Raw genomic sequence first — 14,497 nt, forward strand, 5'->3', positions numbered from 1 at the left:
TATATTACAGCCTCAAAAATACCGATAAGTCAGTTCAAGAGCGTAATTGCTTCTACTGAGTTAGGGAAAGAGTACACAATTACGAATATGTTTGATGGGAAGCTGAATACAGCATGGGTTGAGGGCGCCAAAGGAACTGGAATCGGGGAGACCCTTACTTTAGAGTTGAAACCAGGTACATATGTTGATGGTGTGCGGATTATCAACGGTTATATGAAAAGCAAGGAGAGCTATGAGAACAATGCAAGAATCAAAACCATTCGCTTATCGTACCTTGTGCGCACTAATAATAAGTCAGAATGGATAACGGAAGATGTTGATCTTGCTGACTTGCCTTTCGATTCCAAGAAAGTTGCAGATCAGAATAGCATATATCTTCTTTCGCAACAGATCGGTCAGATCGATCAAGAAGTCAGCAAGATTAAATTAACCATACTATCGACCTATCCTGGGAAAAAGTTTGTTGATACCTGCGTGTCAGAATTAATTGTACTTAAGTAATATAAGTAAGCATACGGATTTCATCCTAATGAAACGAGGATATTGTGTATGGGAAATCCTTTAATTAAATTCGATATAACAAAATCTTTGCAGGAATTAGATGGAGAGGATTGGGGTGAACCTACATACAATTCTAACCTTGTTAAAAACGTTCATCGTCTTAGAACAGTACCACTAAAAGATTTCACTAATGAAGACTTAAGGTTAATGATTGGTCAGAAATTCTGTTTAGCGTATCTTGTCCCTATTGCTCTTGAACGATTAGCCGAGAACGAGTTTGTATCAGGGGCGAGGTATACAGGTGATCTGCTTTGTGCCATGTTAGATATAGGATATGAGTTTTGGAAGGAAAACATTGATTTACATTGGGAGTTTAATTCAATCGTTATTGGAGTCAATCACTGTCTTGAAGTATTAAAACCAATGCTTGAACAGTACATTTCTCCCAGAAGTGAGTAATCCAAGAAAAGAACTGCGGATTCCATAGAGGATTATCATAGCGATCGTACTGTCGCTCCTTATGGGCTGTACCCGTTGGAGGATCATGGATGCTCGTGGAAGCTGATGAATGCTAAAACGCTACTGACATTACGTTGTCAGTAGCGTTTTTGTATAGTCGGAGTATGCGAATTTCGCAGTGCTTTGGAGATAGTGCGAACTACTCAGAATCTTATCATAAAGGTGGAATTTATTCATGAGCAATGTCAATTGGGAAGTAGATCCGGACCACAGCTCCGTTGAGTTTTTGGTGACGCATTTAATGATTAGTAAAATTAAAGGAGTATTTGAGCGTTTTCAAGCAAGCTTAAGCTTTGACCCAAAGGATTTGGCAACTATGGGTATTCAGGCTTCCATAGACGCAAATAGCATCACAACCCGCCAACCGCAGCGAGACGAACACCTGAGGAGCGACGACTTCTTTCATGTAGCTAAGTATCCAACCATTACGTTTCAAAGCACTAGCTGCATCCTAGCTGGCGAACGGCAATATGAACTTACGGGCAATTTAACTCTGCATGGAGTCACAAAGCCCATCATTTTTCACACGGTTTTTGAAGGACTAAACAAAGATCCTCGTGGCCGGGAACGTGCAGGATTTCATTCAATAGCCAGTATCGAACGCAATGAGTTTGGCTTGTCATTTAACTCGCCGCTGGAAACGGGTGGTATAATCGTCGGAAATGAAGTGAAGATCGAGCTTTATATCGAGGCAATTAGAATAGAGTAGCGAGGGTAGCGAGCCTATATTCTAAATTTGAACAAAACATGGAAAGGGTATTCAGAAAAATAGCATCCTGTATTCATCAATCCCCTTCTTCAAATGAAGTGCAGCAATTAATCACAGAATGGAAAAGTTATCTTGAACAATGTATGTCATATCAATCAAATGTAATGCGGTATCAAGGATGCAACCAAGAAGGTGCTGCAGAGTATCGATTGTTCAAGTCAAAAGAATAAATACATCATCACGAGTGCGAAAAAATAGAATTGTACACGAATTCAAGAATGGCCACAATGATCGGCGTGGCCATTCTTGGTTTTTGTACACATTAATTGTTTCCGGATTGGGCCGTCATCCCACGTTTTGTACACGGATTATAGAGATACCCCACTACCAAGTTAGACTTTTGTACAGTTCTATACTTCGTCAAATACCTCTTTCAAAATATTGAGTGCTTTTTTTTGTTCCTTAGCACTTCTTTTTAACAGCAAAGCATGAATTGCCATAATATCTTCGCTATCTTGTTTGCCTCCTAAATTCATTAGTTCAAAGAATTCAATATTCAGGGCGGTCGAAATCTTTATGATAGTCTCTATTGTTATGTTACTTTCACCGCGCTCAACTCTGCCCACAAAGGAGAAGGATGAGCCTATTTCATCTGCTATTTCCTGCTGGGTTAAACTCTTTTCAGTTCGTAACTTCCTTACAATAGCACCAATTTGTTCAGCAATAGTTTGATTCATATAAGTTATCTACTCCCTTACTAAGAAGTGTAGACAATAGACGAAATGTAGTGTAGCCACTAAAAGATTCAAAATAATTTAATATTGTCCGTATATGTATCGTGAGTTATACTGTAAATATCTTCAAAAAGGACAAAGTTCTGTTGATATTTAGTTTAATGATTAAACTCCTCAATGCTATAGGGATTTGACTGATGGGGAACGTATTGGTTATATTTGTAATAATGTAGATAATATTTCTATAATTACACCTAAGAGGCTCCTTTTTAGTGAAAAATCTATTTTACGGAGGCGTTGGTAGTGGGGAACAATATAGACAATGATGTTTATTTGCTTTCGGAGCATATACATGCCCTGGATAAAGGGTTCGAGTTATTCCGACTGAGCTATAGACAGAACAATTGGGACGAAGCGGATCGTATTGCTAATCAAATTTTATCCTTGGCTGAACATTTGTATGAAAATAAGAAAAAATGGGGCGAAATTGTTAGTCCTTTGAACCAAATGATCAAGCGCCCTTTGATATTTTATTTTGGCTACGGGTATTTAGCGAAGTCTATCGTTTATCAGAAGCAAGGTCTTTTTGATCGGGCTAGAGAATACATAGCCAAATATGCAGATTTGGGATGGTATGAGAATGCTACAAATGAGGACATAGAGGAAATCGAGCGTTTTAAAGGGTTTTCGAAGGCCAACGGGTATGCCGTTGATTTGTTGTCTGGCAAGAGGGGATTACTGAAAGAATATATTGACTTTATACAAGAAAATGATGAAGAAACACTGCCCGGACTGATTACAATTTTTGAGGCTGCAAACCTGAATGAATGGGATATAGACGATTATTACTATAGCTCTATTCCTGAACATTTAGATGCTTTTTCCGAGCTTGAAGACCTTGGAAATCGGGTGTATTACGTAAAATTGCTGAATCAACTTGCCGCCTATAGTTTGAACCAGCGGCGGTACGATATCGCAATAAATTATATGCTTGATTATATGCAAATAGCAGTTACAATGGACTTATACAGGGAATTTTTTACAACTATAGCTATGTTTGAAAACGTTCGTTCACTTGCTACAACGGAGCAGCTGAGTAAGTACAAAAATATTTTACAGGAGGTGCATCATGAAAAAAGCATTAGTAGCTACATTTATGCTGATGACATTTCTTAGTATTTTAATTCCGGTTTCCTCTTCACCTTCAAATGCAAACATCACTCCATTCAATCATGGTGTTAACGGGTAATGAAAGGCCACTTGCAATATGCAGGTGGCCTTTCATTTTTTGTATCTTGTCAAAGTGTAGCGTTATTTCTCGATATAGTCTGTGATGTTATAAGCAAAATATGGATCGGAATTGACACTAAAGAAGAGATGATAAATGACAAATTGAATATTGTCTTATACTGAAAAGTCTGTGCTTGGATATAGTCACAAGATAGGTACATAAGTATTGCCGAAACAAAAACGTATTTGTTGAATTTTTTTTGCTTGTACTGATCCGCAGGATTTCCGCATGAAGCCACGTACAAAAGACAGAATGGCTATAGTAAATACTGTTGCCATCTCTTCACGCTCCCTTCTAGTAATAGAATACCCATTATGTAAAAGTTCTAGCCCTGTACACATATTATCGGCTGCAGATCCGCGGGTCGAGGTTAACCGCTGAAGGAAGTGCGCCGTTACAGTGTTGCGGAGAACCATATCACAAATAAACACAAAGTAGAAAAGCATTTTCTTGGAGGAATATGTAATGGAGATTCACGAATTAGTAAACCAAGTTAAATCAAAAGAGGATTTAATCTCCTTTTTAAGTCAATTAAGAAATGATTTAAATCAGAATAATAGGGATTGGGAAAATCAAACCTTAGAGAGCTATCTTGAAGCGATGGAAGCATGGCTTACTGATTATAGTAATATTCCATCACAACCAACTTGGAAGACATTTGCTGATATTTTATACGCTTCAAAGATATATGAGTAGGTAAAAACAACCAAGCACTGCCCCAGGGGCATCGCTTGGTTGTTTGCATTCCGCTTAATCAGCTCATCCCGCCTAAATCCCTACTCCGGAACTCCCTGTGTCAATCCATGCACATACGTCTGCCAAGGTGTGTCGAGCGCTCCTTCACCCGGGTTGTAGGTGAAGGAGTATTCCACTGTATCCCCTTGCTGCAGGTTGAGGAGCGGGTAGGTGAAGTTGCCGTTCCCTGTAGAGGTCATGGCGACGTTGAGCTGGCCGCCGCCATTAATTTTGTAGTGCAGGTCGGCGAAGGTCGCGCCGTTAACGTAGAATTGCAGGTTGTTGGCGGTCTTCTTCAGGCCGCGCACGCTGTCGCCGATGACGACGGTGCCGGGTGACGGCGTGACGACAGTGATAGTGCTGGCGGCCGTTTTGCTGCCGTCAGCGGTTGTGGCTGTTACGGTGACAACGCCCAGCGCGAGGCCGGCTACGCTGCCGGTTGCGTTGACGGAGGCGATGCCGGGATTGGAGACCGACCAGTTGACCCCTTTGTTGGTAGCGTTCGAAGGCGCTACGCCCGCAGTTAACTGGATGCTCTTGCCTACCTCTACTTGGGAAGAGGACGGTGTGACGGTGACGCCGCTAACTGGAACGTTGCCGGGATTTTCGCCGCCTGTGCCTTCTTTGTACACCCGCACATAGTCCACCTGCATTGTAGCCGGGATACTGGATGGGTCCGGTATGCGGCCCCCGTCGAAATGGCCGCCGACTGCCAGGTTCATGATGAGGTAGAACGGCTGATCGAACGGTGCGTCGGGATTGTTCGGCGCGGCGACAGAATACCATTGCTCACGGCTTACTTTGAAGAAGAATTTGCCGTCTACATACCATTTGATGTTGTCATCTTCCCACACCATAGAATAGACGTGGTAATCGTTCGCGAACGTCTGCCCTTGCGGGAAGTGATACTCACCGGCGATATAGCGGTTCACCGGCCATTGGCCGCCGAAGTGGATAGCCCCGCTGGTGGTGCCGGGCAGCCGCCCTTTGGCTTCCATGATGTCGATTTCGCCGGATGCAGCCCAGGCTCCGTACATGGAATTCTCCGGCAGCATCCAGAGCGCCGGCCAGATGCCGTCGCCGGTAGGCAGCTTGGCGCGGATGTCCACCCGGCCGTACTCAAGGGACATATGATTCTTGGTGTTGATTTTACCGGAGGAATACTCCGCGTACCGGTTCGGGTCCTGCGGGAACGAACGGTGATCGTTCAAGGCCCGGATGTTCAGCTGTCCGCCAGTCACGAATACGTTCTGTGTACTGTTCGTGTAGTGCTGCATCTCCGCATTGCCCCAGCCCCAGCTGTTGATATCATCGCTGATGTAATAGCCCGTTTCATAATTCCATTTGCTTGTATCGAGTGCGGTGCCGCTGAATTCATCCTGCCAGATGAGGTTCATGCCGGCGATGGCCGGATCACTTGGCGTCCCGATGGCAATGTCTTCATGGTCGGTTTCATCGGGACGCGGTGCATTGGGGTTGCCAATAAAGTTGTAATACACATAGTTGCTGCCGACGTTTCCGCCGGACTGCCCGTTTAACGGGTAGCCGATACGGATTTCCATGTTCTCCTGAATCGGCTGGAACCACAGGCCGTAGACGTAGTCTGCCCAGTATCCCCACTGGTTGGCGGCGGACATGTTATTGTATCCATTGCCCGAGTAGACGAATCCGCTCTGGCCGGAGCTGCTGAGATCGACCCATTGCCCGCCTATTTTAATCTGATACACGAAGTTGCCTAGTTCGCTGCCAATCGGTGCGCCTCCGTCAATCTTAGGTAACGGGAAGCCGATGGCGCCGCTCTTGTCCGCTGTGTAGGTGGTACCGTCGTAAGCGGAGAGGACGAACGAGTTGCGGACAGGCTGATTGAAGGTAATGGTGTAGATGAGGCTGGCGGAAGAGGTCTTCGACTCCAGCTTGACGTTGATCGATTCTGTTACCTTAAACCAGTAACCGCCGCCTCCTTCAGTAAATTGGCCGAAATTGCTGTCATAGATCCAGCCGCTGGCCGCATTGTTGTCGATGTTAATCCACTGGCTGCCGCTAACAGGCTTGACGGACAGCTTCAGATCGTGAGCTACCGCATCGTAGATGAGGCCCGGATTGTTGTTGAAGATGGGATACGTAAAACCTGCGCTGCCGGTGAAGCCCGCCGTAAGTGCCGGTCCTTGCGTCGGAGTCATCGACGTGATGGTAGCAGTGTTAACGTTCTGGAACACAAGCGTGTAATCCAGTGTAACTCCGCTATTGGCTTTAGAGTATAGCTGAATTTCTGTGGTGGCGGTTAGCGTAAACCAGTAGCCATTCACGCCTCCGTCGCTCCAATGTCCCCAGTTCTGGTTATAGACATAACCGCCTGCGCTGTCGATGTCTACCCAATTGCCACTTTTCTTCACCTTAACGCCCACATCGCCGGAAACGTCGCTCCAGCTGGCGGCGCCTCCATTGAAGACCGGCATAACAAACCCAAAGCTGGCTTGCCCCACTCCGGATTTGGAGATGACCGGCCCGTCTGCCGCCGAGAAATAAGCCATGGACGTTACAGTGTTGCCTGCCGCTTGAACCCTGGAAGCTGGTAACAAGCCGATGCCCGACAACATCACCAGCGCGAGGAACAGGCTCCATACTTTGCGTGTAAACCTAATCTCAGCCTTGTACATTCGTTTCATACTTGCCCTCCTTTAGAATCGTTTGGCACAATAGAAAACGTTTACAAATTATTACATCTATATTCTAACCAATGGAACAATTGGGTTAAAGGTACAGGATTTTATATGAAGGCCCATTATTTTGGCTTTAGGCAGGATAAACCCCAAAAATCCCCCATAAAGGGGGATCGGCACACTTATTTCCGCCGGATCATCTGTCTGTATTCCGTGGGCTGCATGCCTGTGACTTCGCGGAAGGCCCGGGTGAAGCTTTTGTAGCTTTCATACCCAACCAGTGGCGTGATTTCGACGATTTTGTATTCCGTCTCGGCCAGCAGCCGCCGGGCTTTATCTAGCCGCACATCACGCAAGTATTCGGCGAACCCTTTACCGACATTCTTTTTGAACAGGTTGGAGAAATAAGCGTAGTTCAGCGACACATGGTTGGAAACCATGGCGAGATCAAGCGGTTTGTGGTAATTTTCGTGGATGAAGCGGATCGCTTCGTTCAGGTCCTGCGAGTTACGGTAGCTGCACTTAAACTCGTAATAGAAATGGTTGAGACGCAGCATCTGATGCTGCAGCGCCTGAATATAATCACGGATGCCCGGATAGTCATACAGGTTACGCAGCGATTCAATATCTAGCGCATCTTCCCCCATGTAAGGGCGTATCACCCACTCGTACTCCTCCAGCATCTGCACCACAGCCCGGCATAACCGATCGGTGTACTGAATGTGATAACGCTGCAGCACATCTTTGTGAAAAAGCATCGAGATGCCCTCGGCGATTTTGCCGTCGTTGTTAGCTCCGATGAAACGGAACAAAGCGTACAGCTCCTCGTGGGGAAGCTGCCACTGCTGCATAAGCCCCGCGATGTTCTCCGGCAGCATACAGCGCAGCTCGGGGAATAAATAGCTGTGCCGGTATAGCTCCTGGACCACGGCGTAGGCGCAGGGAAGCGCCTTTAACCCTTGCTGCGGCCCGGTCATGACGGCTGTAGCGCCAATCTGTGCGGTCTTGAGAGCGGCGGGCAGCTTGTCGGTAGGAACAGAGGCATCAACGGCTAATATCAGGTGCGGCCGGTGCTGAAGGCAGATGAAGCCCTCACTGCCATACACGCGGTAGGCGATGGATTCCATGCTGTGGGCGCTGCTGGCACCCGGCTGGTTAATCCGCCGCTCCTCGCGCAGCAGGCAGAGCCGGTAGCTGCGCCATAGCTCTGCATTTTGCTGCTCCGTCTCGCCCACCCACACCTCATCGCTTACCGAGCCCTGCATGTATAGGCTGAGTTCCTTGCGGTCCGTCTCCCGGGCGAGCCGGGATAGCTGCTCCATGTTGCGCGAAAGCGCCTGCCGGGTCCGGATTTCCTGCCACACATGCTCAACCGAGGCTTGCAGATCCTCGCGGTTCACCGGCTTGAGCAAATAGCCCTTCGCTCCCAGTTCGATCGCCTTCTGGGCGTAAGCGAAATCGCCGTATCCGCTAATGATCAGGTAATCAGCTGTGATGTGCTCTTCCCGTGCGTGCGCCATCAGCGTCAGTCCGTCCATATCGGGCATGCGGATATCGGTAATGACGAGCTGGATGCTGTTCTGACGAAGCAGCTGCAGCGCCTCTATGCCATTCCCCGCGCAGTAAATGTTGTCCGGCTGGAGCGGGAATTGGCGCACCATAGCCTGCAGGCCGTCGCGGATATGCTTCTGATCGTCCACAATCAGCATATTGATCAACTTTTACCATCCCCCCAGATTGACTTGTTCCCAAGGCAACCGTATCGTGACGCATGTATAGGCGCCCGGTATGCTATCAATGGAAAGCCCGCTGCCCTTGCCGTAGTGCAGCTGCAGCCGTTTGTGCACATTCTCTAATCCTAGGCCGTTTTGGCTGGCGACAATCGGGTTATCCGACTCATCCTCCAGCGCCTCTTGCAGATTGCTCAGCGTCTGAGTGCTGATGCCAGCTCCGTTGTCGCGGATTTCAATCAGAAGCATGAGGTTGTTCTCCACGGTTACGTTAATTTCGATAATGACGCTGCTCCCCGGGGGCGCTGCATGATGCACGGCGTTCTCCACAATGGGCTGCATGCACATTTTCGGAATGGGGTAGCGCAGCACCTCAGGCGGAAGGTCCGCCCGCAGTTCGAAGCTGCTGCCTTCCATAAAGTTAATGAAGCGGATATAGCTCTGAATATTGGCTAGCTCATCCCCGAGACTGACAGTATCGCCCCGCCACTGCATGCTGTAACGCAGCAGTGAACCGAGTGACACCAACGCACCGGCGATGGCCGGCTGCCGCTCCACTTCCGCATGCATCCGGATCGACTCTAGTGCGTTGTACAGGAAGTGGGAATTAATCTGCGAATGGAGCGAATGGAGCTGTGCGTTTTTGGCGATCAGCTGCTTATCAACGACCTGGGTCATCAGGCGCTGAATTTCATCAAGCATGTTGTTGTAGCTGACGGCGACATAGTCGATTTCATCACCGGGTTCATTGTCGCCAAGACCTGTATGGATCTTGGCATCAAGCTGGCCTCTGCGCACCTTGCGCATGGAGGCCAGTACCATCTCCAGACGGCGGAAAATGCGCCGGGTCATATATGAAACTAACAGCAGCATCATCAGCAGCACGCAGGATGTAATGGCCACGACGAGCAGGTACCAGCTTCGCGGCCCCTTCATCAGATCATGGCGGGAAGCGATATCAATGACATAGGCATCCAGCGGCGCGATGTAACGGTATAGCGCATAATAGGTCTGATCACCCGCCCGGACCTCGACGGGATTGTTATGCTGCAGTACGTCGAGCTGCCCGTGAACGCGGGTAAGGATCTCATCCAGCTGCTCGCCTGCGTCCAGGGCAAAAGCATGCGAGGTATTATAAACATGGCGTGAAGGAGCGGTCCCATCCATGACAACAGAGAAGAAATTGTCCCCTGTCTCCTCCTCTAAAAGATTGCTGAAAAAGACGCTGTGCCGGGTCCGGATTTCCATGATGGTAGGCCGCTTGTACTGCTGTCCCTGAAGGCGCACCAATCTGTAGTAGGATAACGTATGCTCTCCGTCCTGAAGGGAGAACAAGCGGTAAGCGGCTCCGTTCTCTTCACGCAGCGACCTCCAGTAGTCCTGCGGCCAGAAGCGGTCGTAATGATAGATTTCCGGCCAGATCTCGTACAGGTTCGGGTTATCGACATAGAAGCTTAGCTCGCTAACCATGTCGTAGCTTTGAATAATATTATGCATTTGCTCGTATTGATTCTGCCTGAACTTGACGAGCCGCAGACCGTCGGCCCGCATATCGGAATGAATGAAGTCCACAAATGCTTTCTGCGTCAGAGCTGTTGAGGAAGCGTTCTCAAGCATATCCATGCGGCTGCGCAGCTGTTCCTCCAGGCGCGAGACGTGGCTGCTGCCGGTGGCCATGGCGTCCTTGTAGAGCTGGGTTTCCTGCGCACGGATAAACAGGAAGGATACCACAATGGCAGGAATGGCAATCATCAGGCTGAAAGCCAGAAATAATTTTTGCGATATACGGGAATTGCGGTAAAGCTTCCTTATTTTCATCCATACAGCCTTCATTCCCATACCTCCCTACATTTGTAATATACCATGTATTACAAACCTTCAGGCAGGTAAACAGGAGAATGAGCGAACTTGCTGAAACTTCTGCGTAAGCAGGCAAGACCGGCTGCCCTCAGGCAGCCGGCAGTACTGTTAATCGGCCATTTTCGCTTTCCGCACATCCAGCTCGGCCTGGCGGAACTCCATTACCTGCTGGAAGCCGTAACTGTCACGGCGCTCAAGGAAGCTTGCGAAGATTTTGTCAAACGCAGCCTCATCCTTGGCTGTAATCAGCTCCGGCAGCACTTCCTCCCAGTTCTGTGAAATCCGTGACCAAGCTACTGCAACCTCGGAATCGCCTAGCGGGTCCAGCCCCTTGTAAATGCCGCTGTCAATATCGGCCTGAGCGTTGGCGAAGTCCTCCATCTGCTTGATCACAGGTGCTTTCTCCGGTCTCCACTGGTTAACGATAACCGGGTTGCGCATCATCCAGTACGTATCGAGCACGCCATACTGCTTCTCCAGCGTCTCAATGTCGCTCTCAATCAGGTTCAGCATGTCAGCCTTGAGCTGGGGCTTGCCGTCCACCGTCTCCCATGTTTCGCCTTCTTTGCCGAGGAACAGATCGTGCTGCCCTTCTTCGCTGGAGAGATAGGTCAGGAAGCGGATGGCCCGTTCCGGATTTTTGGTCGACTTGCTGATCATCGTCACCATCCAGCCGTCCATATTGCCGGGGAACAGCTTGGCGCTGTCGCCGCTGCTGTTCTGCGGTCCATCCACAGCGATATAATACGAATCGGGATTGGTGCTAGCAGCCAGCATCGGATTCACGGCCGTCATGCCGGACCATTCGCGGATCATCATGAAATAGCGCGCGTTATTCGTTTTCTCCTCCACCTGCGTATCGGAATCCACCAGGAAGTCTACGTTGATCAGCCCGCGCTCGTAAGCGGTGCGGAATGTTTTCAGCCAGGCAATATATTCGGGATCGGTTACGCGGTCGTATACTTTTCCGTCCTTCTCGTGCGGTATGGCCAACAGATTATGCAGATATTCAGTCATGCCGTATGGCACATTGCCTTGGGCGAATAAGGGGCTCATTGGCTGGCCCTTATATTTCGAATATTTATCCTTGAACAGTTGCAGCGCGTTCAGAAAGCCCTCCGGGGTGCTGAGGTCTGGACTGCCCATTTCTTCATACAGATCCTTCCGTACAAGGAACGTCTGGTTGGCCGCTGTCATACCCGTTTCATGCATCAGGTTCGGGCTGTAAGAGTCGTTCGGAATGCCATAGGTGTTGCCGTTTTCCTGCCGGTACCATTTCAGGGTCCCGTCACCCGCCACCTTGTAGAAGTAAGGGTCATACTGGTCTGCCAGTTCATTTAAGGCATAGACATGGTCGCCTTCCCACAGTTTTTTGACAGCGGTTTCCCATGATCCCATGGAGATAAGGTCCGGCAGCTGGCCGGAGGTCATCATTAAGGTGATATGCTCGTTTGCTTCGCCGGAAGGGACTTCGAGCTTAACATTGACGCCTGTTTTCTCTGTAATGTACTTGGAGGTCAAGCTTTCGCCCCAGGAGTGGGCGTACCAGTTGGCACCGACGAACCAGGTTAAATCGATTGGACTCGTGTCCAGTTTCCATGCGGGCTCATCGGGATTCAGCGTTGCTTCGTTCTGCGGCGCTTGTGTGGAGTCTGCCGGCTGAGCGGTCGGAGCGCTTTCATTATTGCCGGAATTCCCGCTGCACGCGGCCAGAGCCAGCGACAGCATCAAGGTCAGCATGATAGTCAGACTTCTTTTAACGGGTTTACGCTTCATAAGAAGATCATCCTTTCGGTTTTTTGTAGGTTACTGATTAGGGAATCCGGTTCACCCCTTAATAGCGCCGATCATCACCCCTTTGACCAGATAACGCTGAATGAAGGGATAGAACACCAGAATCGGCAGGGTAGCCACCATCATGGAGGCGAACTTTATGGAGTTGCCGGGCAGCCTTGCCCCGAACTGGGCCATTGCCTGCTGCTGCATGAAGGACATGGAGTTTTCGGCAATGATTTTGTACAAAATGGTCTGCAAAGGCAGAATCTCCTGCGAGCGGATATAGATAACGCCCTGATAATAATCGTTCCAGTGATAGACTGCTGAGAAAAGTGAGATGGTAGCGATTACAGCCATGCTGTTAGGCAGTACAATCCGGAACAGCACGCCGTAATCTGATGCCCCGTCTACCTTGGCCGATTCCTCGAGACTGTCTGGAATGGTGCGGAAAAAGCTCATAAAGATGACCATATTAAAAAAGCTGTACATGCCGGGAATGACGAATACCCAGAAGTTGTCGTACAGGCCCAGCTTCGTCATCAGGATAAACGTTGGAATGAGTCCGCCTGAAAAGAGCATGGTAATCAGGGCGATTTTCATATATAGCTTGCGGCCGATCAGTGTCGTCTTGCTCATGCCGTAAGCTATTATGGCGGTAAAAAAGACATGTGCAGCCGACCCGATTACGGTGCGCAGGGTCGTAATTACGAACCCGTTCATCATTGTCTTGTCGTTAAATACGACGCTGTAGCTGGCCAGCGAGAACTGCTCCGGGAACCAGTTGACGGTGCCCAGCAACGCCTGCTCCGGCGCGTTAAGCGAGTTAATAAGCACGAACCACATGGGGTACAGCGTCAGAAAGCATACCCCTAGCATCAGGAGGGTGTTGCAGACTTCAAATACTCCGATGCCCCTTAGTCCTGAGCGTCTTTTCACCGGTTGGCCCCCTTTCTAGAAAATGCCGTCGCCAGTCAATTTTTTGGATGTCTGATTCGCCATAAACAGCAGCCCCAGCGCCACGATGGAACGGGCAAATAAAACGGCTGTTGAGAAAGAATGGCGTCCCGATACAAGTCCCATGTTATAGATATAGAGATCGAGACTCTCGGCCATCTTCATGTTCATATTGTTTTTTAACATAAAGATCTGCTCAAAGTTACTGCCGAGAATGCCGCTGACGGCGAGGATGAACAGAATAGCGATGGTCGGACGGATGCTCTGCACGGTAATGTGCCACATGCGCTGCCAGCGGCCCGCTCCGTCAAGCTCCGCGGCCTCGTACAGACCAGGATCGATGCCGGATATAGCCGCGATGTAGATGATGGCGCTCCAGCCTGTTTCCTTCAGCGTATCGGTAAAAAAGGTAATCCACCAGAAATATTTCGGGTCGCTGTTAAAGAGAATTTCGCGGTTCTGTAGTCCGAGTGTCATCATCAGCTGGTTGACCACACCGCCTTCGCCCAGCCAGTTGAGCGCAATGCCGCCGAAGATCGTCCAGGCGATAAAGTGCGGCAGGTACGAAATGGTCTGCACAGTGCGCTTGAAGCGCAGGCTGCGGATTTCGCCCAGCAGCAGAGCAAACAAAATCGGAATCGGAAACCCTAGCACAAGCTTGATGCTGCTCATCCCCAGCGTATTGCGGATCGAACGCCAGAACCGGTCGTCCGTCACAAAATCCTGAAAGTGCTTCAGTCCGACGAACGGCGACTCTAGCATAGGCTTCGCGATACTATAGTCCATAAAGCCGATAATGAGCCACAGCATCGGAAAATAACAAAAGATCAACATCCAGATGATTCCCGGAATGACCATGCTTTGCATCTGCCACTGTCTAAAAAACGCTTTCATTTGTTTCGTTTGGAATTGAAACATGTCTCGTGTCCCCCCCTTCCTCTTCATCGTAAGAAAAAAGGCCCAGGAAAAAAAGGGCATGATTTTTGACCCTATCCCATTTTTTTGGATTCATTCGGGCCGGGCGCTGA

The 14,497-nt window shown here is 49.0% G+C and carries 12 protein-coding genes and 1 pseudogene; 6 read left to right on the forward strand and 7 right to left on the reverse strand.

Features of this window, described 5'->3' with window-relative positions:
* From ACQ76X_RS25545 to ACQ76X_RS25560, 4 genes and pseudogenes are all read left to right on the forward strand, one after another.
* The coding region (locus ACQ76X_RS25545) for an NADase-type glycan-binding domain-containing protein (RefSeq protein ID WP_438496548.1) at positions 1-501 on the forward strand (501 nt) is incomplete at its 5' end.
* A gap of 48 nt (positions 502-549) precedes the next feature.
* Positions 550-960, forward strand: a complete 411-nt coding sequence (locus ACQ76X_RS25550) for a contact-dependent growth inhibition system immunity protein (RefSeq protein ID WP_438496549.1) — start codon at positions 550-552, stop codon at positions 958-960.
* Positions 961-1,195: 235 nt separating this feature from the next.
* On the forward strand, positions 1,196-1,729 hold the full coding sequence (locus ACQ76X_RS25555; protein ID WP_438496550.1) for a YceI family protein: 534 nt from the start codon (positions 1,196-1,198) through the stop codon (positions 1,727-1,729).
* Positions 1,730-1,737: 8 nt separating this feature from the next.
* A pseudogene (locus tag ACQ76X_RS25560) lies at positions 1,738-1,896 on the forward strand (TipAS antibiotic-recognition domain-containing protein); the annotation flags it as partial.
* Positions 1,897-2,139: 243 nt separating this feature from the next.
* Here the strand turns inward: ACQ76X_RS25560 and ACQ76X_RS25565 are convergent.
* Positions 2,140-2,466, reverse strand: coding sequence for a helix-turn-helix domain-containing protein (locus tag ACQ76X_RS25565; protein ID WP_438496552.1), 327 nt, complete (start codon positions 2,464-2,466; stop codon positions 2,140-2,142).
* A gap of 300 nt (positions 2,467-2,766) precedes the next feature.
* Here ACQ76X_RS25565 and ACQ76X_RS25570 point away from each other — a divergent pair, with 300 nt between their 5' ends.
* The gene (locus tag ACQ76X_RS25570) at positions 2,767-3,639 is read left to right on the forward strand and encodes a DNA-binding protein (protein WP_438496553.1); all 873 of its coding nucleotides are present in this window, start codon (positions 2,767-2,769) and stop codon (positions 3,637-3,639) included.
* 580 nt (positions 3,640-4,219) lie between these two features.
* The gene (locus tag ACQ76X_RS25575) at positions 4,220-4,450 is read left to right on the forward strand and encodes a DUF7660 family protein (protein ID WP_438496555.1); all 231 of its coding nucleotides are present in this window, start codon (positions 4,220-4,222) and stop codon (positions 4,448-4,450) included.
* An 80-nt stretch (positions 4,451-4,530) separates the two neighbouring features.
* On the opposite strand, the gene ACQ76X_RS25580 is transcribed toward ACQ76X_RS25575, so the two are convergent.
* The 6 genes from ACQ76X_RS25580 to ACQ76X_RS25605 all read right to left on the reverse strand — a co-directional run bounded on the left by ACQ76X_RS25580 (position 4,531) and on the right by ACQ76X_RS25605 (position 14,387).
* Positions 4,531-7,155: a family 16 glycosylhydrolase gene (locus ACQ76X_RS25580; protein ID WP_438496557.1), complete on the reverse strand. Its 2,625-nt coding sequence runs from the start codon at positions 7,153-7,155 to the stop codon at positions 4,531-4,533.
* 176 nt (positions 7,156-7,331) lie between these two features.
* Entirely contained in the window at positions 7,332-8,858 is a 1,527-nt protein-coding gene (locus ACQ76X_RS25585) for a response regulator transcription factor (protein ID WP_438496638.1), read from the reverse strand.
* 12 nt (positions 8,859-8,870) lie between these two features.
* Positions 8,871-10,712 (reverse strand): sensor histidine kinase, encoded by a 1,842-nt coding sequence (locus ACQ76X_RS25590; RefSeq protein ID WP_438496559.1) that lies wholly within the window; start codon positions 10,710-10,712, stop codon positions 8,871-8,873.
* Between the two features lie 135 nt (positions 10,713-10,847).
* A complete protein-coding gene (locus tag ACQ76X_RS25595) occupies positions 10,848-12,515 on the reverse strand; it encodes an extracellular solute-binding protein (protein ID WP_438496560.1) in 1,668 nt (555 codons plus the stop codon).
* Positions 12,516-12,566: 51 nt separating this feature from the next.
* Positions 12,567-13,451 carry a carbohydrate ABC transporter permease gene (locus ACQ76X_RS25600; RefSeq protein ID WP_341097379.1) on the reverse strand — a complete coding sequence of 295 codons (885 nt, stop codon included), beginning with the start codon at positions 13,449-13,451 and terminating at the stop codon, positions 12,567-12,569.
* Positions 13,452-13,466: 15 nt separating this feature from the next.
* Positions 13,467-14,387, reverse strand: coding sequence for an ABC transporter permease (locus ACQ76X_RS25605; RefSeq protein WP_038598111.1), 921 nt, complete (start codon positions 14,385-14,387; stop codon positions 13,467-13,469).
* Positions 14,388-14,497 lie beyond the last annotated feature (110 nt).

This window comes from Paenibacillus sp. IHBB 3054, assembly GCF_051594305.1.
In the GTDB taxonomy this organism is placed as follows: domain Bacteria; phylum Bacillota; class Bacilli; order Paenibacillales; family Paenibacillaceae; genus Paenibacillus_AQ.